Consider the following 19366-nt stretch of genomic DNA (forward strand, 5'->3'; position numbering starts at 1 on the left):
TGGCCCCGTCCGTGCGTGTGACTGATCATCGGGCCTGTCCCGCCCGTACTGGGGAGCCCTGGAGAAAGGCGGCTTCGTGGACCTGCTCGACCTCATGCTTGTGCTGGTGGCCCTCGTGTACGCGGCGGCCGGGTACCGGCGCGGCCTGGTGGCCGGATGCGTGTCGCTGGCCGGGTTCGTGGGCGGCGCGGTCGTCGGGGTGTGGGCGCTGCCCTGGGTGACCGGGCTGGTGTCGCGCGGTTCGGCGGCGGCGACGGTGCTGGCGATCCTGACCGTGCTGGTGCCCGGCATGGTGGGGCACGAGCTGGCCGGCCGGCTTTCGCTGCGGCTGCGCAGCGAGCTGGACCGCGAGGGCCGGGGCCCACTGCGGGTGGCGGACGGGATCGGGGGCGCGGCGGCCAACTCGGTGGCGGTGCTGATCGTGGCCTGGGTCGCGGCGAGCGTGCTGGGCGCGGCTCCCTCGCAGACCCTGACGACGCAGATCCGGAACTCGGCGCTGCTGGGCGCGGTGCAGGAGAGGATGCCGCAGACGACGCCCGCGTGGTTCTCGCGGGCCACGTCCGCGCTGACCGACGCGGGGTTCCCGCAGGTCTTCAACCCGTTCGAGAACGAGTCGACGGCTCAGGTGGCGGAGCCGTCGGGCGACAGCGTCACCGCGGACGCGAAGCGCGCGGCGCAGCGCAGCACGGTGAAGATCGAGGGCGCCTCCGGCAGCGAGGGCCGCGAGGGCAGCGGTTTCGTGTACGCGCCGGGGCATGTGATGACGAACGCGCACGTGGTGGCCGGCATCGACAACCCGAGCGTGCGGGTGGGCGGGGTGGGGCGGTCGTACGGGGCGCGGGTGGTGCTCTTCGACCCGGACCGGGACGTGGCGGTGCTGTACGTGCCCCGGCTGCGCGCGCCGGTGCTGCGTTTCGACGGCGGCGCGCGGCGCGGGGACACGGCGGTGGTCGCGGGCTACCCGGAGAACGGGAACCTGAACCTGCAGGCGGCGACGGTCGCGAACCGGGTGCGGGCGACCGGCCAGAACATCTACAACGACGGCACGGTCACCCGCGAGATCTACGCGATCCGCTCGAAGGTCCTGCCCGGCAACTCCGGCGGCCCGCTGCTGGCCACCGACGGCCGGGTGTACGGCGTGGTCTTCGCCCGCTCCACCTCGGACTCCGAGACGGGGTACGCGCTGACGGCGCAGGAGGTGAAGGGCGACGCCTCGCGGGGTGCCGGGGCGACGGCGGCGGTGGACACGGGCGAGCTGGCGTCCTCGTGAGGGGTCAGCCGCTCACAGCGGGCGGCCCATGAGCACGTCGTCGACGTACGTCCCCCCGATCAGGAACTCCTCCGGAAGTACGCCCTCGACCTCGAACCCCTCGGCCGTGTAGAGCCCGCGGGCCGGGGTGTTGTGCCCGAGCACGCGCAGGGTGATGCGCCGGGCGCCCTGCTCGCGGGCGCTGTCGATCGCGGCCCGGACCAGTGCGCGTCCCACACCGTGTCCGCGGGCCTCGCGGGCGACGGCGATGCCCTGGATCTGCCGTACGTGCGCGCTCGCGGGGAACGGCGTGGGTTGAGCGAGCCGGACGTAACCGGCGATCCGGCCGTCCAGCTCGGCGACGAGGCAGCCGTGCACGGGATACCGGTCGCCGAAGAAGGGCCGGTACGGCGGCTGCGGCTCGGGCGTCACCTCGTGCAGGGTGGACCAGGCGGCGCGGTCGAGGGCGCCCAGTTCCTCGCCGTCCTCGGGCCGGGCGGTGCGTATGTGCGGTTGCGGCATGCGGTGCACCTTAGGGCGACAGGCCCGGACACCTCACCTGGTTTACCCGGTTCTCGCAGGTCGGACCCGCATGCTGGGCGCATGGAACATTCCCGAATCGCCGTGGCCGGCTCGTCCGGTCTGATCGGCAGTGCCCTCGTACGGTCCCTGCTCGCCGACGGGCACGAGGTGGTACGCCTGGTGCGGCGCGAGCCGCGTGGCGCGGACGAGGTCCGCTGGGACCCCGCGCGCGGTCAGGTGGACGCGCCGGGGCTGGCCGGCTGTGACGTGGTGGTCAATCTGGCCGGGGCCGGGGTGGGCGACCGGCGCTGGACGCCGGAGTACAAGCGGCTGATCCGGGACAGCCGGGTGCTCGGCACGGCGACGCTGGCGAAGGCGGTGGCGGAGCTGCCCGAGCCGCCGCGGGTCTTCGTGAACGGCAGCGCGATCGGCTACTACGGCGACACGGGCGACCGGATCGTGGACGAGGACTCCCCGGCCGGGCAGGGGTTCCTGCCTTCGGTGTGCGTGGAGTGGGAGGCGGCCGCGGGGCCGGTGCGGGAGGCGGGCGTACGGACTGTGTTCGCGCGCACCGGGCTGGTGGTGGCCCGTGAGGGCGGTGCCTGGGGGCGGATGTTCCCCCTGTTCAAGGCGGGGCTCGGGGGGCGGCTGGGCAACGGGCGGCAGTACTGGTCGTACATCGCGCTGCACGACGAGGTCGCCGCGATCCGGCATCTCGTCGAGCACGACACCCTGGTCGGGCCGTTCGACCTGACCGCGCCGGAGCCGCTGACGAACAACGAGATCACCGAGGCGATGGGGCGGGTGCTGCACCGGCCGACGCCGTTCCCGGTGCCGGCGGCGGTGCTGCGGGTGGCGCTGGGCGAGATGGCCGGGGACGTGCTGGGCAGTCAGCGGGCGGTGCCGAAGCGGCTGCTGGAGTCCGGGTTCACGTTCAGGTACCCGGGGATCGACGAGGCGATCCGCGCCGCGGAGTGACCGGGGTCGCACGCCCGACTGCCCTCGCATGGGCGTAGTTGAGAGAGCTGCGAACACATGTGACCGTATGCGACCTCCATGCGACCGTGCCCTGTTGATGCGCGACTGTTCCTGGCCGATCACCGGCCTAACCTCGTCCCGAACCCGGGTATCCCCGGAGCCTGTTGGGGGCATGACGTCTCCACCGGCCGCGCAACCACAGGAGGGGCCTCGTGCTTGAGCCCACGAACCAGGTGGACGTCGTCATCGTGGGAGCCGGGATCGCCGGACTCTCGGCGGCTCATCGGCTCACCAGCGCAGGAGTAACGACCGCAGTCCTGGAGGCCGCCCCTTACGCGGGCGGCCGTATGTCGACCGAGAAGGTCGACGGCTTCCGGCTCGACCGCATCGGACAGCTGCTGTCCACGTCCTACCCCGAACTCCGGCTGACCCCGGGGCTCGGCTCGCTCGCCCTGCGCCGCTTCGCGCCGGGCGTCCTGCTGCACCGCGACGGGCGCAGGCATCGTACGGGCGCCCCGGCGGTCGGGGGGAGCGCACGGGGCGCACTGCATGTGGTGCGCGCCCTGGCGAGCGCCCCCAGGGGGCCGGGCGGCTCCCCGGGGCGCACGGGCGCGCCGGTGGGCGGCGCCGTGGACCAGGCCCGGCTCGGTGCCGCGCTGGGCCGGATCGCCGCCACCCCGGTCGAACGGCTGCTGGCCCGCCCGGAGTCGCCCGCCGCGCAGGCGCTCGCGGCCCGCGGGGTGCCCGCCCGCACCATCGACGGCTTCCTGCGCCCGCTGCTCGCCGCACTGCTGTGCGACCCGGAGCTGACCACGTCCAGCCGGTGCGCCGACCTGGCGCTGCACGCGTTCGCGAGCGGGCGGCTGTGCGTGCCGGAGGGGGGTGCCGACGCGCTCCCGGAGCTGCTGGCCGCCTCGCTGCCGGCCGGCACCGTGCGCACCGGGGTGCGGGTCACCTCCGTGTCCACCACCGCGGTGAGCACCGCCGAGCACGGCGAGATCCGCTGCCGCGCGGTGCTGCTGGCGACCGACGCGCGGGCGGCGGCCGAGCTGCTGCCGGGCCTGCGGGTGCCGGACTTCCATCCGGTGACCGTGGTCCACCACACGACGGACGATCCGGACCCGGCGCTGTCGACGGGGACCTCGCTCCTGCTGGACGCCGACCGGGGCGGTCCGGTCGCGCACACGGCGGTGCTCAGCAACGTCGATCCGAGCCGGGCGCCCGGCGGGCGCGTGCTGGTCTCCTCGACCGTGCTGGGCACCCCGCCCGACGACCTCGACACCGCCGTCCGCAGCCACCTCTCCCGCCTCTACGGCACCTCGACGCGCCGCTGGGAGACGCTGGCCGTGCACCACACGCCGGAGGCGGTGCCCGCCATGCGGCCCCCGCACGACCTGCGCCGCCCGGTGCGCCTCCTGGCCGGCCTGTACGTCTGCGGCGACCACCGCGACACCAGCACCGTCCAGGGCGCCCTCCACTCGGCCCACCGCGCCGCCGCGGCCGTCCTGCGGGACCTGGGGGCCACAGGCTCGATGCACAGGTCCGACCCACCCCAGAGGCTGCCCCGAGCAGCCTGAGGCCGCCTCCGGCGTGGGGTGCGGGCCCGCGTCCGCGGGCGGGGCGGGGTCACGGGCGGTGTGACAACGCCGTCGGCGTACGGGCGAGCCGGGGTCCCGGGCGGGCCAGGGACGCAGACGGCGTGAGGACGCCGCTGGCGTAACGGGCGAGCCGGAGTCCCCGGCAGGCCAAGGACGCGGGCGACGTGAGAACGCCGTCGGCGTACGGGCGGGCCGGGGTCGCAGGCTGCGCCAGGGACGCAGACGGCAGTGAGGACGCCGCTGGCGTAACGCGCGGGCCGGGAGCGCAGGCGACGTGAGGACGCCGTCGGCGCACGGGCGAGCCGGGGTCCCGGCCGGGCCAGGCGGCGCAGTCGACGTGAGAACGCCGTCGGCGCACGGGCGAGCCCAGGTCGCAGGCGGGAGCGCGGGCGGGGCGTCGTCGCGTCGCGCCCGCGCCTCCGGCTCGCCGGGCCCCCGGCCTCGCCACGCCACGACGCCGCCGGGTCCGGCCCCGCGCCGCCTCGCCACGACCGGCGGGCGCAGTCCAGCCGCATGCGGCGCGGGGTGCGGCAGCGCTCGGCGGTCAGCGGTCAGCGGTCAGCGGTCAGCGGTCAGCGGTCAGCGGTCGGCGGTCGGCGGTCGGCGGTCAGCCCAGTGCGGCCACCTTGTCGCGGTAGCCGCGTGCGGGGGCCGCGTCCTTGTAGGGCTCCAGGCGGCGTTCGAAGTCCTTGACGTACTCGACGGCGCGGACCGAGCGCATCTCGACGGCCTGGGCGGCCGCCTCCGCGGCGAGGGCGCAGGCCTGGTCGAGTTCGCCGAGGCCGAGGCGGGCGGTGGCGAGGACGACGCGGCAGAAGAGGCGGCTGCGGGCGTGGACGGGGGCGCGCAGCTGCAGCGAGCGTTCCGCGTGCTGGGCGGCGGCGCGGTACTGCTGGAGGTCCCGGTGGCAGTGCCCCAGCTCGTCGGCGAGCTGTGCCTCGTCGAAGAAGTGCGCCCAGTGCGGCACGTCGTCCCCGGGCCGGGCCGCCTCCAGCGCGCGCTCGGCCCGCACCAGTGCGCCCGTGCACGCCCGCACCTCACCGAGGACGCCGTGCGCCCGCGCCTCGGCGGCGTGCAGCAGCGCCTGCACGACCGGCGGCGCGCCGGTGCCGACCCCCTGCTGCGCGACCCGGGTGAGCTGCACGGCCTCCCTGCCGTGCCCGAGGTAGACGGCCTGGCGGCTCATGGTGACCAGGACGTAGGACCCGTAGGCGCGGTCCCCGGCCGCCTGGGCGAGCCGCAGGGCCTGGACGAAGTAGCGCTGGGCCAGTCCGTGCGCGGCGATGTCGTACGACGTCCAGCCCGCGAGCCGGGTGAGATCGGCGGCCGCGGCGAACAGCCGGCGACCGGTCTGCTCGCCGTAGACACCGCGCAGCATCGGCTCGCACTCGTGCTCCAGGTAGCGCACGAGGGCCTGGCGCGCATGTCCGCCGCCGTACTGGTCGTCGAGGGTGCGGAACAGTTCCCCGACCGAGCGCAGCGCCGCGATGTCGCCGCCGCTCACCCGGTGCCCCGGCACCCGCTCGGCGTGGCCGCGGGGGCGGGGCGGGACCGGCGCGGCGACGGGCGCGAACCGGTCCTCGGCCCTGCCCGCGGGGCGGCCCGGTACCGGGACGGCGGACTCGGCGCCGGGGCGGACCTGCGCGGGCACCCGGGCCAGGGCCTCGCGGGCCACCTTGTCGTCGGGCCTGCCGATCAGCCAGTCCCGGCTGGGCACGACGAGGCCCGCCGGGGTGAAGGCGATCTTGCGCAGCTCGGCATGGCTGCCGGAGTCCTTGCGCCACAGTCCGCCGACGATGTCGACGGCCTCCTCCGGGGTGGCCGCGAACTCCAGCCCGGCGTACACCGGCGCGCACGCGTCCAGTCCGAGATCCTGTGCCGTGAGCCGGCGCCCGAGCCGGCGGGTGAAGACCTCGGCGATGAGGGCGGGGGTCGTCCCCCGGGGCTGCTGTCCTCGCAGCCAGCGGGTGACCGAGGTCTTGTCATATCTGAGGTCCAGCCCGTGCTCCAGACCGAGCTGGTCGACGCGACGGGCCAGACCCGCGTTGGAGAACCCCGCCTCCGCGATGAGCGTGGCGAGCTGGCGGTTGGGGGTGCGCTGCGCGGGTCGGTCCGTCATCTGCGGTGCGGTCTCCTGCCTACCAGGCCTCTGAGGTGCCGGGATTGCCTGTGAGCAGCCCATTCGGCCTCACGAACGGCGCGAATGTAGCGGAGAGTGAGCAGGTCATCGCACACTTCGACAGGCATTCATCCGATCGTGTGAGGATTGCCCGCGCGGCTGACGTACTCCGGTCGGACGTACAGTGGCGTGGGCGCGATACGTGCCTGACACAACCGTCACGGGGAGACCCGGGATGCCGCGGGATGCCAAGGGAGGCGCTTGCCGTGAGTGAGCTGCGGTTCGTTCGCATGGGGTTCGGCGCGGACGCCGTCGACTACCAGGAGGCGTGGGACGAACAGCGCCGGGTGCACGCGGCCCGGTTCACCGACGAGGTTCCCGACACCGTGCTGCTCCTGGAACACCCCCCGGTGTACACGGCGGGCCGTCGCACCGAGGACAGCGAGCGTCCGCTGGACGGCACCCCCGTCGTCGACGTGGACCGCGGCGGCAAGATCACCTGGCACGGCCCCGGCCAGCTCGTCGGCTACCCGATCCAGAAGCTCCCGCGCCCCGTGGACGTCGTCGCGCACGTGCGCCGGCTGGAGGAGGCGCTGATCCGCACCTGCGCGGAGTACGGCGTCGAGACCACCCGGGTCGAGGGCCGCAGCGGGGTGTGGGTGCTCGGCGACCCGGTCGAGCGGCGGCCGGCCCTCGGCGGGCTGTCCCTGGACTTCGACCCGCGGCTGAACGACGAGGAGTTCGACCCCCGGCTCAACGGTCCGGAGTACGCCCCGTCCAACGCCGGCCAGCGCCGCGAGGACCGCAAGATCGCCGCGATCGGCATCCGCGTCGCCAAGGGCGTCACGATGCACGGCTTCTCCTTCAACGTGAACCCGGACAACCGCTGGTTCGACCGGATCATCCCGTGCGGCATCCGCGACGCGGGCGTCGCCTCCCTGGCGAACGAACTGGGCCGGGACATCACGGTCGAGGACGTCCTGCCGGTGATCGAGCGGCACCTGAAGGACGTGCTGGAGAACGCGGACCTGAAGCCGCGTGTGATCGAGAAGGCGTCGGCCTGATCACACCCCCCGATCAGGGGAATGCGCCCTGCGGCCGGCGGGTTGGTCTCTCCGGTAGGGCTCAGTTACCACGGGCGTACCCTGGTGTACGCCGAAGAATCGAAGACTACTCAAAGCAATCAGCAGGGAGCCGGTCGTGTCCGCAGTCGCACCCGACGGACGCAAGATGCTGCGCCTGGAGGTCCGCAACAGCCAGACCCCCATCGAGCGCAAGCCCGAGTGGATCAAGACCCGGGCGAAAATGGGTCCCGAGTACACGAAGATGCAGAACCTCGTGAAGGGCGAGGGCCTGCACACGGTGTGCCAGGAAGCCGGTTGCCCCAACATCTACGAGTGCTGGGAGGACCGCGAGGCGACCTTCCTCATCGGTGGCGACCAGTGCACCCGGCGCTGTGACTTCTGCCAGATCGACACGGGCAAGCCCGAGGCGCTGGACCGTGACGAGCCGCGCCGCGTGGGCGAGTCCGTGGTCACCATGGACCTGAACTACGCCACCATCACCGGCGTCGCCCGCGACGACCTGGAGGACGGCGGCGCCTGGCTGTACGCCGAGACCGTGCGCCAGATCCACGCGCAGACGGCGGGCCGCGAGGCCGGTCGCACCAAGGTCGAGCTGCTGGCCCCCGACTTCAACGCGGTCCCGGAGCTGCTCGCGGAGGTCTTCGCCTCGCGCCCCGAGGTCTTCGCGCACAACGTCGAGACCGTGCCCCGGATCTTCAAGCGGATCCGTCCCGGCTTCCGCTACGAGCGCTCGCTGAAGGTCATCACCGAGGCCCGCGACTTCGGCCTGGTCACCAAGTCCAACCTGATCCTCGGCATGGGCGAGACCCGCGAGGAGGTCAGCGAGGCGCTCCAGCAGCTGCACGAGGCCGGCTGCGAGCTGATCACCATCACCCAGTACCTGCGCCCCTCCGTGCGCCACCACCCCGTCGAGCGCTGGGTGAAGCCGCAGGAGTTCGTGGAGCTGAAGGAGGAGGCCGAGGAGATCGGCTTCTCCGGCGTGATGTCCGGCCCGCTGGTCCGCTCCTCGTACCGCGCCGGCCGCCTGTACCAGATGGCCATCGAGAAGCGCGGCTCGTACGTCGCCTCCCAGGCGGTGTGAGCAAGGGCGCGAGCCAAGCGTGTGAATTCACGCACAAGGTGCTACCGGCCGGTATTGGCCGAGTCGACGCGGTCCTGACAGTCCCCCCTGATGAGGGCGACGCCAGGGCCGCGTCGGCGTTCGCGGGTGCCGTATCGGGGCTTCACCGACGTTTGACCGGTCGGTCACGCCCTGGTAACACCGAACAGTGACCCTGGAATCACGTCACATCACGTCACGTACGTCCGCACCGGAGGAGGCTCCCGACCATGCAGGCCGCGCCCGTTCGCGCCACCGCCATCCCGTCCTTCACCGACGCCATCCGTGCCGTCGAGTCGCTGCTGATGAGCGGCGGCCAGCGCACCGCCCGCCGCAACGCCTGGACCTCCGTGCTGGAGGACCGCCGCCGCGCCAAGGACAGGGTCGAGGCGCAGCGCGTGCTGGACCAGGCGGCCACGCGCCCCTGACCCCCTCCCCCCCTCCGCCGGCCCGACCGTTCCCCTCCGCCGGCCCGACCGGGCACTGCCGTCGTCCGCGCTCCCGGGGCCACGTAGACTTCCAGACATGGCGAGGAAGGAAACAGCGGCGGACGCCGCTAACGCAGGGCGACTGAAGCAGATCGCTCTCACGTACAAGATGACCCGCAAGGCCGACAAGACGATCGGTCTTGTACTCGCGGCCGTCGGCATCGGCACGTTCGGTGTCCTCCTCGCGATCGGCTTCTTGATCGGCCACCCGTGGTACCTCGGTGTCCTGGGCGTGCTGCTCGGTCTGCTGGCCGCGGCGATCACGTTCGGCCGCAGGGCCGAGCGGGCCGCGTTCGGGCAGATGGAGGGCCAGCCGGGCGCCGCAGCGGCCGTGCTGGACAACATCGGCCGGGGCTGGACGACCACCCCCGCGGTCGCGATGAACCGCAGCCAGGACGTGGTGCACCGCGCGGTCGGCAAGGCCGGCATCGTGCTGGTGGCCGAGGGCAACCCGAACCGGGTGAAGAGCCTGCTTGCGGCCGAGAAGAAGAAGATGAACCGCATCGTGACGGACGTCCCCGTGCACGACGTGATCGTGGGCACCGGCGACGGCCAGATCGCGCTGAAGAAGCTGCGCACCACCATGCTGAAGTACCCGCGCGTGCTGACCGGCCCCCAGGTGACCACCACCAACGACCGGCTGCGCGCCATGGGCGATCTCATGACCAACATGCCGCTGCCGAAGGGCCCGATGCCCAAGGGCATGCGGATGCCGAAGGGCGGCGGCAAGGCCCGCTGACCTCACTCCTACGCGTACGACGAAGGGGCGCCCGGAATCACTCCGGGCGCCCCTTCGTCGTACGCGCGTCTTCGTCGTACGCGCGCCGACCCGTCGTACGCGGGGCCGACGCTTTGGGTGCCGTGGGCGCTGTGGCGCTGTGGGTGCCATGGGCGCCGTGGTCGCTGTGGCGCTGTGGGCGCTAGATGCGGACCTCGACGGTCTGGGCGAGTCGGTCGTGCAGGCCGCGGCCGTCCCGGTCCCAGACCAGGGCGGGGATCGCGAGGCAGAGCAGGACCGTGCGCAGCAGGGCGCGCAGCGGGTTCACGACGCCCGTCCGCAGGGCCACGACCCGGATGCCGAAGAGGCGCTTGCCCGGGGTGAAGCCGAGGGTGCCGACCGTCAGGGCGCTCATCACGAGGAAGACGAGCAGCGCCCAGTTGCTGGTGGCGGGGCTGTTGCCATGGGTGATCAGGCCGTATGCGATCAGCACGCACAGTCCCCAGTCCACGGCCAGCGCGCCGAGCCGCCGGCCGGGCCGTGCGATCGAGTTCGGGCCCTCTTCCGGCAGACCGAGCTGCTCCCCCCGGTACCCGAAGTCGGCACCGGCGTCTTCCATCGCCGCGCGCGGCCCGGAAAGCCACGATCCGATTGCTTGCCTGTTGTCCACCCGTCCACGGTACTGCGCCCGGATTCGGGCAGGGCGCGGAGGGGTGTGTCGGGGCTAGGGTGGACGGGTAGCCGGTTAACTTCTGCGAAACAAATGGGTCACGCTCGAGAAACCACCCATCCCTAGGGTCGGCACGAGCGTGTGCCCCCGCACTGGCCGCACGAACGATCTACCACCCCGGCGCCGACGGTCGGGAGTAGGAGGAGCTGGATGTTCCAGAACGCCGACGAGGCCAAGAAGTTCATCGCGGACGAGGACGTCAAGTTCGTCGACGTCAGGTTCTGCGACCTGCCGGGCGTCATGCAGCACTTCACGGTGCCCGTCGATGCGTTCGACCCGGACGAGGAGCTGGCCTTCGACGGATCGTCGATCCGCGGCTTCCAGGCCATCCACGAGTCCGACATGGCCCTGCGCGCCGACCTGTCGACGGCCCGGATGGACCCGTTCCGCCGGGACAAGACGCTGAACGTCAACTTCTTCATCCACGACCCGATCACGGGCGAGCAGTACTCCCGTGACCCGCGCAACGTGGCGCGGAAGGCGGAGGCGTACCTCGCGTCCACCGGTATCGCCGACACCGCGTACTTCGGCCCCGAGGCCGAGTTCTACGTGTTCGACAGCGTGCGCTTCAAGACCGCCGAGAACGAGGCGTTCTACCACATCGACTCCGAGGCCGGCGCCTGGAACACCGGCGCCATCGAGGACAACCGCGGTTACAAGGTCCGCTACAAGGGCGGCTACTTCCCGGTCCCGCCGGTCGACCACTTCGCCGACCTGCGCGCCGAGATCTCCCTGGAGCTGGAGCGCTCCGGCCTGAAGGTCGAGCGCCAGCACCACGAGGTGGGCACCGCCGGCCAGGCCGAGATCAACTACAAGTTCAACACGCTGCTCGCCGCGGCCGACGACCTCCAGCTCTTCAAGTACATCGTGAAGAACGTCGCCTGGCGCAACGGCAAGACGGCGACCTTCATGCCGAAGCCGATCTTCGGCGACAACGGCTCGGGCATGCACGTGCACCAGTCGCTGTGGGCGGGCGGCGCCCCGCTCTTCTACGACGAGGCCGGTTACGCGGGCCTGTCGGACATGGCCCGCTACTACATCGGCGGCATCCTCAAGCACGCCCCGTCGCTGCTGGCGTTCACCAACCCGACGGTGAACTCCTACCACCGCCTGGTTCCGGGCTTCGAGGCGCCGATCAACATGGTGTACTCGCAGCGCAACCGCTCCGCGGCCATGCGTATCCCGATCACCGGCTCGAACCCGAAGGCCAAGCGCGTCGAGTTCCGTGCCCCGGACTCCTCCGGCAACCCGTACCTGGCCTTCTCCGCACTGCTCCTCGCGGGTCTGGACGGCGTCAAGAACAAGATCGAGCCGGCCGAGCCGATCGACAAGGACCTGTACGAGCTGGCTCCGGAGGAGCACGCGAACGTCGCCCAGGTCCCGACCTCGCTCGGTGCGGTCCTCGACCGCCTGGAGGCGGACCACGAGTTCCTCCTCCAGGGCGACGTGTTCACGCCGGACCTGATCGAGACGTGGATCGACTACAAGCGCACCAACGAGATCGCCCCGCTCCAGCTGCGTCCGCACCCGCACGAGTTCGAGCTGTACTACGACGTCTGATCCGCACAGGTGGTGTGCCCCCGACAGCAGGGGGGCACACCACCGTAAGGCCGCGCTGACCTGCGGATTTACCGCTTCATGGCTCACCAGTGATCACCGTTGGTTTTCAGCATCTTGTGCAACGCAAGTGCAAGATGATCTTGAACGCCTGACACCCCATCAGCAATGCCAGATCTCAAACGGCGGTCACACGCAGTGATGGTGAATCCGTTCGGCCATCGCCGCGAGGGCGATGCCTGCACCCTCTCGCTCGAAACGGCGTAGGCCTCCTGGCGCCAGTCGGTGAAGACCATCGCGACCGCGTGTACAGCCGTTCGTGGCCCCTGTGGCTTAGAGTCAGCCGAATGGATCAGGGGTGGGCGGCCCTCTTGGGCGCCGCGATCGGAGTAGTCGGCACGACCGCAGCGTCGGCGCTGACTGGTTGGGCAGGTCGACGACAAGTCCAGACACAGCAGGCGGGCGAGCACGCCCGTTGGCGCAAGCAAGGACAAAGGGAAACGTACGCCGCCTTCCTCACCACCGTCGAACAGATCAGGGAACACAGCCACCGGGGCGACGTAGAGTTCGCACGAATTGAACAGGCGAACCGTGCCAGCGACGAACTCAACGAATTGGTGGACGCGGTGAACCGCACCCTGTCAATGGTCATCGTGGAGGGACCTGAATCCGTCGTGAGAACGGCCGAGGAGCTCCAAGAGACCTCGTGTGAGGTCGCGGGCAGGGCGATGGACATCCTCTCGGCGCGTCGGAACGGCGCCGATGTATCCCAGCTGCGCCAGGATCTGGCGGAGGCGCAATCCTGGCTCGATAGGGGGATCACTGCCTACGCCAAGGCGGTGCGCACCGTCCTTGACCAGCCTCCGAGCACGTAGCAGCGTTTTCTCCCCCGATACGGTCGAAGTCGTGTCCGGGGCACGTCGGGTTGGTCACCCGTAGGCGTGCGCCGGTTAATCGCGCGCGACTCTTAGCCGTCGAACACGTGCCGCGCGCCGGGGCCGCCATCATCTGCGGGCGACGACAAGGCGGAGTGCCTGCGCCACACGTCCCTTGGCCGATACCCGCCGGAGCACCTCGAGCCCCGTCTCCCGAGTACGGGAGCCAAGCAGCAGGAAGGACCCAGGAGACGGCGTTTGGCCGCGACCGCGCCGTCTGCCCCGAACCACCCGGACTCGCTCGGGTCAGAAACCTGCGTGAAAGAAGTTGTCGTCCGCCTCCTCGTCGAGGCCGAGTTCGGCGGCGGTGAAGGGCTCGCCCAGGTCGGGCATCGCAAAGAGGGAGCCCACACTGCTGGCGCTGTTGATGAACCTCACAAACCGGTCGACAGGCCTGTGCAGCTGCTCCTTTTCGAGCGAGGCACGACAGGTGCGGCAGCGCCAAGGCCGCCCGAGGGTCGTCCATTGGGCCCGCGTACACCCCGGGCACTTCACGAAGTAGGTGGACGGCCCGAACGGGGTCTCCCAGTTGGCGTACCCGCTGCGGGGCCGGTGCCCGATCTCCGTCCGATCAGAGGCCAGCGATGGTCTACCGATGAGGAGGAACTCGCCGCCCGGCCACCGGCAGACGCAGTTGACCTCGCATCGACATGCGCGAGCCTGGGCCAGCTCCTTCGCCTTCTCGGTACGCGGCACTCCTGGGCCTTTAACTTCGATCCAGGTACCGAGTTCGGGCAGCCAGAAGTCGGGGATGTAGAGGGCGCCGGAGTCCAGGGTGATCGTCTCGGGTTCGTACTGCCACTGGATGTCGTAGTTGTCGAGAGTGGCAGCCCAGTCGGCTTCGAGCCGTGACCGAAACGTCGTGTCGCCGTAGCGGGTGGGGACCGCATCTATGGACGGGCCGGGACTCTCGGGGGCGTCGTTCACACACAGCTCCTGTCTGGACATCTACGGCGGGCACCGATTATGCCCGGCGACAGAAATGAACGAAATGGCCACCCTGGTGGGTCCACCGGCAGCGACAGCGGACCGCCGCCACCTTGCGCTACGTGTTCACTACGGGACAGGCCAACGCTTCCGACAGCGCGTGCTCGACTCGCTGAGCGCTTTCAACGTTGCCACTGATCGAGTGACGGGGACGGCATCCCGCAGCGCACAAACCTCGGTGCCGTCGAGAGAGGCGGTCACGGGCAAGGCGGTCTGAACTGGCTTACGCGGTGGATCCGGGCTTGTAGTCCTGGAGAAATGCCGGCGCGACCAGTCGTTGCCGCTCCAGCAGCTCAGGCAGCTCCCGTGCGAGTTTGGGGTGGGCCTGCTTCCACTGGGGCGAATGCGCCACGAACTCCCGGCTGTTGAACACGGTGAACCGGTTGATGGCGGCCACGTCCAGGCGGGACGAGCGACCTCATCCACCCGGAAAAGATCACTGGAGAGCGGTGTGCTGGGAAACTAGCCCGCACCGTTCGGGAAGGGGCCGTCGGAAAAGGACCCGGGCCACGGGCACCTCGTCGGCGGCCTACTTCACTCCGCCGGTGGCAACGGGACGGTACCTGGCACCGGGTCCTCACCCGGCTCCAGTCCCTGGCCGATGCGAAAGGCGGGATCACGTGGGAGCTGAACGTCGACTCCACGGTGTGCCGTGCTCATCAGCATGCGGCCGGGGCCCGGAAGCAGGGTGACCTGCAGAAGGAACCGCCGGGCGGCGTGTTCACCGAGCCCCTTGATCACGGGCTGGGCCGCTCACGCGGCGGGTTCACCACCAAGCTGCACCTGGCGGTCGAGCAGGGCCAAAAGCCCATGTCGATCGTGGTGACGGCAGGGCAGCGCGGCGACTCGCCGCAGTTCGAAACTGTGCTGGATAGAGTCCGCGTGCCCCGCCTCGGGCCGGGCCGACCGCGCGTCCGCCCCGATCGCGTGCGCGCTGACAAGGCGTACGCCTCCCGCGAGAACCGCGCCTACCTGCGCCGCCGCGGGATCCGCCGCACCATCCCCGACAAGGCCGACCAGGCACGCAACCGCCAGAAGCGAGGCTCCCACGGTGGCCGGCCACCGCATTTCGACCCAGTCGACTACCGCGAGCGTCACGCGGTCGAGTGCGGGATCAACCGCCTCAAGCGCCACCGGGCGGTGGCCACCCGCTACGACAAGCTCGCGGTCCGCTTTGAAGCCACGGTCCTCGTCGCGGCCATCAACGAGTGGTTGTGATCAGTACACGTCGCTACAGCTCGTAGTCCTGGGCCAGTTCCTCCCAGCGAATGCTGCGAAGCGCAAGGTCAGGATCCTCACCCGCCGGGACCTCCGGTGCTGGCTGGAACCAGGCGACGATGAGGGTGGAGCCGTCCATTGCCGTATCGAGCGCCGTGGAGTTGAAGACACCGACGCAAGCCACGGAAGGCAGCACCTCAACGGGACCGAAGGCGCCGGCGGTCTCGTCCGGGTACTCGCGGGAGGGCGGAACGAGATGGACCGGCGTGGAGGGAAACGCGCGTTCGGCCTGCCGCTGGAGCCAACTGACCTTCAGGTCGTTGATGCGCTTGCACGGGTAGCCCTCCAGCATCCCGCCGTAGGTCGAAGACATCCGTAGCTCGGTGAGCCGGATCGAACGACCGGACGAGAGGACTATGTGACCCAGTGACATGCCGACACCCTATGCGCACGATTCACTTCCGATGCACGGCCTAGCAGCCGCGCTCTCCACACGACCTCAAGGCTCCAGGGCCAAGTCGCCTTGGATCGCCATCAGTTGATGCTTCTCGGGCTGGTGATGCCCGCGCTTCTGGGCTGGTCGGGAAGTCCGGGTGCGGCTACCGGGGCGGTGCGGGATTTTGTTCCGTGGGGGGGTTGGCCAGCGGGCGCGTGGGGGTGGTGGGTGGCTTGAGCTGGACGGGCCGAGGCGAACACAGCAGCGAGCTGGTCGTGGAGCGACGCTGCGAAGGGGTGGGCATCGCGGCGCGGTGTGATCGTGTAGATACCGCGGGTCGGGGGGTCTGTAAGGCCGACTGCGGTGACATCGGCCCGTAGCGCGCTCGTCAGCACTCCGGGGATCAATGCGATGGCATGACCAGTGGCGACCAGGGCCAGCTTGCCGGGCAGATCGGCCGCGGTGAGGTCGATGCGGGCGCTGATCCCGGCGCGGGCGGCGTGCTGGCGAAGGAGCGCTGCAGAGCCCTCGTTGTCCTCGGCCCAGGTCTCGTCGGCCAGCGCCTCAATGCGCACCGGCCCGCTCCCGGCCTGCGGATGGCCGGCGGGCAGGACGATGACCATCTTGTCCAGCCCGAGGAACCGCCGGTCGACCCGCGGGTCGACGGCCAGCCCTGGCGGAGCGTCGGTGACGACGGCGATGTCGAGATCACCGGCGATCACTCGGCCGTGCAGCTGTGCGCTCAGGCCGGGGAGCAGGCTCCACCGGGTGGATGCGACCTGCCTCAGCAGGCCCCGGATGGCCTCAGGGACGATTCCCGCGGCGAGAGACGGTGTCGCGCCGATGGCCAGGGGACGATCACACACTCCGTCGCGAACGTCTCGTACCGCGCGAACGGCGCGGTCGGCCTCGTTGAGCGTGGCCAGGGCATGGCGCCGAAACACCTCACCGGCCGGTGTCGGGCGCACCCCGCGCGCATGACGCTCCACCAGAGGCACGCCGAGTTGCCGCTCCAGCCCGGCGATCTGCCGGGAGACGGCCGACTGCGTGTGATTGAGCTCGGCTGCCGCCGCCGACAGCGATCCGACCCGGCACACAGTCACGAAGGCCCGCCACACAGTCAGATCCATGGCGGCAGTATGCCCAGTTGGTATGCGGGCCTCGCAGGGCGGGCATGCGAAATCTGCGCTTGTCGCATCCATCGCGGTGCACCACTGTGGCGCGCATGACCACACCGCACACGATCGCCGTCCTCGGCCTGGGGCGCATGGGCGGCGCCATCGCGACACGCCTGGCCGCCCAGGACTGGGACGTCGTCGGCTGGACACGCTCAGGGCGCACATCGATCACCGTCAAGACGACCGACGACCCGAACGAGGCTGTGGCGCAGGCCGACCTCGTCCTCCTGGCACTGTCCGACGGACCGGCCTGCCAGCAGGTCCTCGATGACGTCCGTGACTCACTGCGAACGGACGCGATCGTGCTCAACACCAGCACCATCGCCCCCGCCGAAGCATCGATACTGGCCCGGCAACTCGGCCAGTCCTACGTCCACGCGCCCCTGCTCGGCTCGGTGCCGGCTGCCGCCGCCGGCACCCTCCAGATCCTCGCCGCCGCCGACCAGAACGCACTCGACCGAGTTCGACCGGTTCTGGAAACGCTGGGCACCGTCCGGCGCGTGGACGACGCATCCACCGCCGCAGCGCTCAAGCTGATCGCCAACAGCAGCCTCGCCGGCGCCGTCCTCGCACTGCGTGACTCACTGCGGCAGGCCGACGCCCTCGCCCTGCCCCGTACCCAGACGCTGGACATCCTCGAACTCGGCCAGCTCGGCGGCCTCGTGGCCCGCAAGCGACACTTCCTCCTCGGCGACCCAACAGCTGCCGCAGCCGAATTCACGATCGGTGCGCTGGCCAAGGACATGGCACTGCTGGCCGCCGCGTCGGACACCCCTTTGCGCAGCGCAACGGGCCTGGCCGACACCCCTGCCACCCACGAGGCCGACATCGCCGTCGCCGCCACGGTCCCCGCCGTGAACGACGCCGTACTCGAACCGCTCCGCGCCTACATCCGCGGACACGCCACCGGCGACCCCACCCACTTCCGCGACGCGTTCCTGCCCACCGCCCACATCGAAGGGATCCGAGACGGCGCATTCATCTCCTGGCCCCTGGACGAGTACTGCACCCTCTTCCAAGGCCAGCCGGCCCCGGACGAACCGACCCGCACCCGCCACATCGACGCCATCGACGTCCACGGCACCGTCGCGACCGCCACCATGACGCTCTCGCACGGCGCAGACACCTTCACCGACATCTTCCTGCTGATCCGCGCCGACGGCGGCTGGCGCATCGCCAACAAGGCGTATCACCGCAACTCCTGAGAGCGGGAACCGATCCGTGTCCCCGGGGAAACGATCACCATGCACACGGGGAACGATCTTCAGAGCCTCTTGTTGCCGCACGTCACGTGTACTCGTGAACACCCCAATCGACATGGGCTTCTGCCCCTGCTCGACCGCGAGATGGACCTTGGTAATCAGCCCGCCTCGCGAGCGACCGAGACCGTGGTCTCCGGCTCGACCTCAATGCCGCCGGGCGGCTCCTTCTGAAGATCCCCCTTGTGACGGCTCCGGCGGCGTGCTGGTGGGCGCGGTAGATCGTCGAGTCGACCGTATGCCGTCGATCAGCTGCCGCCTCGGCCATATCGGCGGCCGGCCAGGCTTCGTCAACGGCTCCAGCCTGGCCCACTGCTCGTCCGTCAGATCTCCACGCGCCACAGCACGTGATCATTCCACGACCAAGATCGACTTTCGTAACACGCCCTAGGTTGCCGCTTCCTCCGCGGGCCCCCTGGCGCTCAAGGAGCCATACACCTCGTGCACGCTGTCGTCCGACTGGACCAAGACTCCGACGTCGAGCTTGCCCTTGAGCCATGAAGTCGCGAAGGCCAACCCGCAGCCGGTGTCGTACGGTGTCGGCTCACTGTTGCTGGCCCAGCGGACGTAGGTGGGCGGCTTCTGGTCGAGGATCAGGATCGTTGGGTACCCGGCGGCCTGGGCGCGGGCCAGCTGAACCTGAAGCTTCTTTTCGACCGAGTGGGAGAAGCGAAATCCCTCCTCGATCTTTGGGTCGTGGTAGCTCAGTAGGACGCGGCGTCCTTCCCCGAAGCAGGAACCTGGCCCCTGCCAGGTGATGCCGACCTCGGAGTCGAACCACTGACCCGACGCACGGAAGGCAGAGACCACTGCGCGGTCGTAGATGTTGTCCTGGTACTCGCGCATCAGGGCTTTCCACTGCTTGCTCGTGTGTCGATGCGACCTGACGAACGGCTTGCAGCCGACCATCACCGCCCGGCCCACCTTGGCAGCTAGGTCTTCCAGGCGCGGGAGGAGATTGTCCTCCAGGTCCTTCATGGCTGCTGGGATCCGAGGATCAAACTTTTTGGAGGCCAGGGTGATGTCCGCTGCCCATGTACGGGAGGTGCCATCCTCGGCGACTTCGATGAGGGCATCTACCGCCAGGGCGTGCTTCTCCACGTCTGGGCGACCCACCACTCTGAGCGTGCGATGCTCGTTGCTCAGCCCGTCGCAGACGAGCTTGAGTACCGCGTCCTCACGCTCCAGAGCTTCATCCTTCGGCATGGCG

18 protein-coding genes and 1 pseudogene are annotated in these 19366 nt (G+C 70.5%); 11 read left to right on the forward strand and 8 right to left on the reverse strand.

The genetic code is table 11. The features are described from left to right. Nucleotides 1–76: 76 nt before the first annotated feature. Nucleotides 77–1270: a MarP family serine protease gene (locus tag OIB37_RS10890; protein WP_330457360.1), complete on the forward strand. Its 1194-nt coding sequence runs from the start codon at nt 77–79 to the stop codon at nt 1268–1270. A gap of 12 nt (nt 1271–1282) precedes the next feature. Here the strand turns inward: OIB37_RS10890 and OIB37_RS10895 are convergent, their stop codons facing one another. Beyond that, nucleotides 1283–1771, reverse strand: coding sequence for a GNAT family N-acetyltransferase (locus OIB37_RS10895; protein ID WP_330457361.1), 489 nt, complete (start codon nt 1769–1771; stop codon nt 1283–1285). Between the two features lie 81 nt (nt 1772–1852). Here OIB37_RS10895 and OIB37_RS10900 point away from each other — a divergent pair, with 81 nt between their 5' ends. After that, entirely contained in the window at nt 1853–2749 is an 897-nt protein-coding gene (locus OIB37_RS10900; protein WP_330457362.1) for a TIGR01777 family oxidoreductase, read from the forward strand. Nucleotides 2750–2961: 212 nt separating this feature from the next. Continuing rightward, entirely contained in the window at nt 2962–4326 is a 1365-nt protein-coding gene (locus tag OIB37_RS10905) for an NAD(P)/FAD-dependent oxidoreductase (protein WP_330457363.1), read from the forward strand. Nucleotides 4327–4954: 628 nt separating this feature from the next. On the opposite strand, the gene OIB37_RS10910 is transcribed toward OIB37_RS10905, so the two are convergent. Next, entirely contained in the window at nt 4955–6466 is a 1512-nt protein-coding gene (locus tag OIB37_RS10910; protein ID WP_330457364.1) for a regulator, read from the reverse strand. A 266-nt stretch (nt 6467–6732) separates the two neighbouring features. Here OIB37_RS10910 and lipB point away from each other — a divergent pair, with 266 nt between their 5' ends. The 4 genes from lipB to OIB37_RS10930 all read left to right on the forward strand — a co-directional run bounded on the left by lipB (nt 6733) and on the right by OIB37_RS10930 (nt 9877). Continuing rightward, entirely contained in the window at nt 6733–7530 is a 798-nt protein-coding gene (gene lipB / locus OIB37_RS10915) for a lipoyl(octanoyl) transferase LipB (protein WP_330457365.1), read from the forward strand. 136 nt (nt 7531–7666) lie between these two features. Continuing rightward, nucleotides 7667–8632 (forward strand): lipoyl synthase, encoded by a 966-nt coding sequence (lipA, locus tag OIB37_RS10920; RefSeq protein WP_330457366.1) that lies wholly within the window; start codon nt 7667–7669, stop codon nt 8630–8632. Between the two features lie 248 nt (nt 8633–8880). Continuing rightward, entirely contained in the window at nt 8881–9078 is a 198-nt protein-coding gene (locus OIB37_RS10925) for an SCO2195 family GlnR-regulated protein (RefSeq protein WP_330457367.1), read from the forward strand. A gap of 97 nt (nt 9079–9175) precedes the next feature. Next, complete coding sequence (locus OIB37_RS10930) at nt 9176–9877, forward strand: DUF4191 domain-containing protein (protein WP_330457368.1); 702 nt, start codon at nt 9176–9178, stop codon at nt 9875–9877. A gap of 181 nt (nt 9878–10058) precedes the next feature. Here the strand turns inward: OIB37_RS10930 and OIB37_RS10935 are convergent, their stop codons facing one another. Then, nucleotides 10059–10526 (reverse strand): RDD family protein, encoded by a 468-nt coding sequence (locus OIB37_RS10935; RefSeq protein ID WP_330457369.1) that lies wholly within the window; start codon nt 10524–10526, stop codon nt 10059–10061. A 210-nt stretch (nt 10527–10736) separates the two neighbouring features. On the opposite strand from OIB37_RS10935, the gene glnA reads away from it, so the two are divergent. Together glnA and OIB37_RS10945 are read left to right on the forward strand one after the other, a co-directional pair. Further along, a complete protein-coding gene (gene glnA / locus OIB37_RS10940) occupies nt 10737–12146 on the forward strand; it encodes a type I glutamate--ammonia ligase (RefSeq protein WP_330457370.1) in 1410 nt (469 codons plus the stop codon). A 344-nt stretch (nt 12147–12490) separates the two neighbouring features. Then, nucleotides 12491–13018: a hypothetical protein gene (locus OIB37_RS10945; RefSeq protein ID WP_330457371.1), complete on the forward strand. Its 528-nt coding sequence runs from the start codon at nt 12491–12493 to the stop codon at nt 13016–13018. 306 nt (nt 13019–13324) lie between these two features. Here the strand turns inward: OIB37_RS10945 and OIB37_RS10950 are convergent, their stop codons facing one another. Then, complete coding sequence (locus OIB37_RS10950) at nt 13325–14005, reverse strand: hypothetical protein (RefSeq protein ID WP_330457372.1); 681 nt, start codon at nt 14003–14005, stop codon at nt 13325–13327. 283 nt (nt 14006–14288) lie between these two features. Further along, nucleotides 14289–14462, reverse strand: a complete 174-nt coding sequence (locus OIB37_RS10955) for a hypothetical protein (RefSeq protein WP_330457373.1) — start codon at nt 14460–14462, stop codon at nt 14289–14291. A 143-nt stretch (nt 14463–14605) separates the two neighbouring features. On the opposite strand from OIB37_RS10955, the pseudogene OIB37_RS10960 reads away from it, so the two are divergent. Continuing rightward, nucleotides 14606–15283, forward strand: a pseudogene (locus tag OIB37_RS10960) (IS5 family transposase); the annotation flags it as partial. Between the two features lie 13 nt (nt 15284–15296). Here the strand turns inward: OIB37_RS10960 and OIB37_RS10965 are convergent. Next, nucleotides 15297–15716: a hypothetical protein gene (locus tag OIB37_RS10965; RefSeq protein ID WP_330457374.1), complete on the reverse strand. Its 420-nt coding sequence runs from the start codon at nt 15714–15716 to the stop codon at nt 15297–15299. Nucleotides 15717–15817: 101 nt separating this feature from the next. Then, nucleotides 15818–16849 (reverse strand): LysR family transcriptional regulator, encoded by a 1032-nt coding sequence (locus tag OIB37_RS10970; protein WP_330457375.1) that lies wholly within the window; start codon nt 16847–16849, stop codon nt 15818–15820. A 95-nt stretch (nt 16850–16944) separates the two neighbouring features. Between OIB37_RS10970 and OIB37_RS10975 the strand changes: the two genes are divergently transcribed. Beyond that, nucleotides 16945–18102, forward strand: coding sequence for a nuclear transport factor 2 family protein (locus OIB37_RS10975; RefSeq protein WP_330457376.1), 1158 nt, complete (start codon nt 16945–16947; stop codon nt 18100–18102). 441 nt (nt 18103–18543) lie between these two features. Here OIB37_RS10975 and OIB37_RS10985 read toward each other — a convergent pair whose 3' ends face one another. After that, a complete protein-coding gene (locus tag OIB37_RS10985) occupies nt 18544–19362 on the reverse strand; it encodes a hypothetical protein (RefSeq protein WP_330457377.1) in 819 nt (272 codons plus the stop codon). Nucleotides 19363–19366: the final 4 nt, after the last annotated feature.

The organism is Streptomyces sp. NBC_00820 (assembly GCF_036347055.1).
GTDB lineage: Bacteria > Actinomycetota > Actinomycetes > Streptomycetales > Streptomycetaceae > Streptomyces.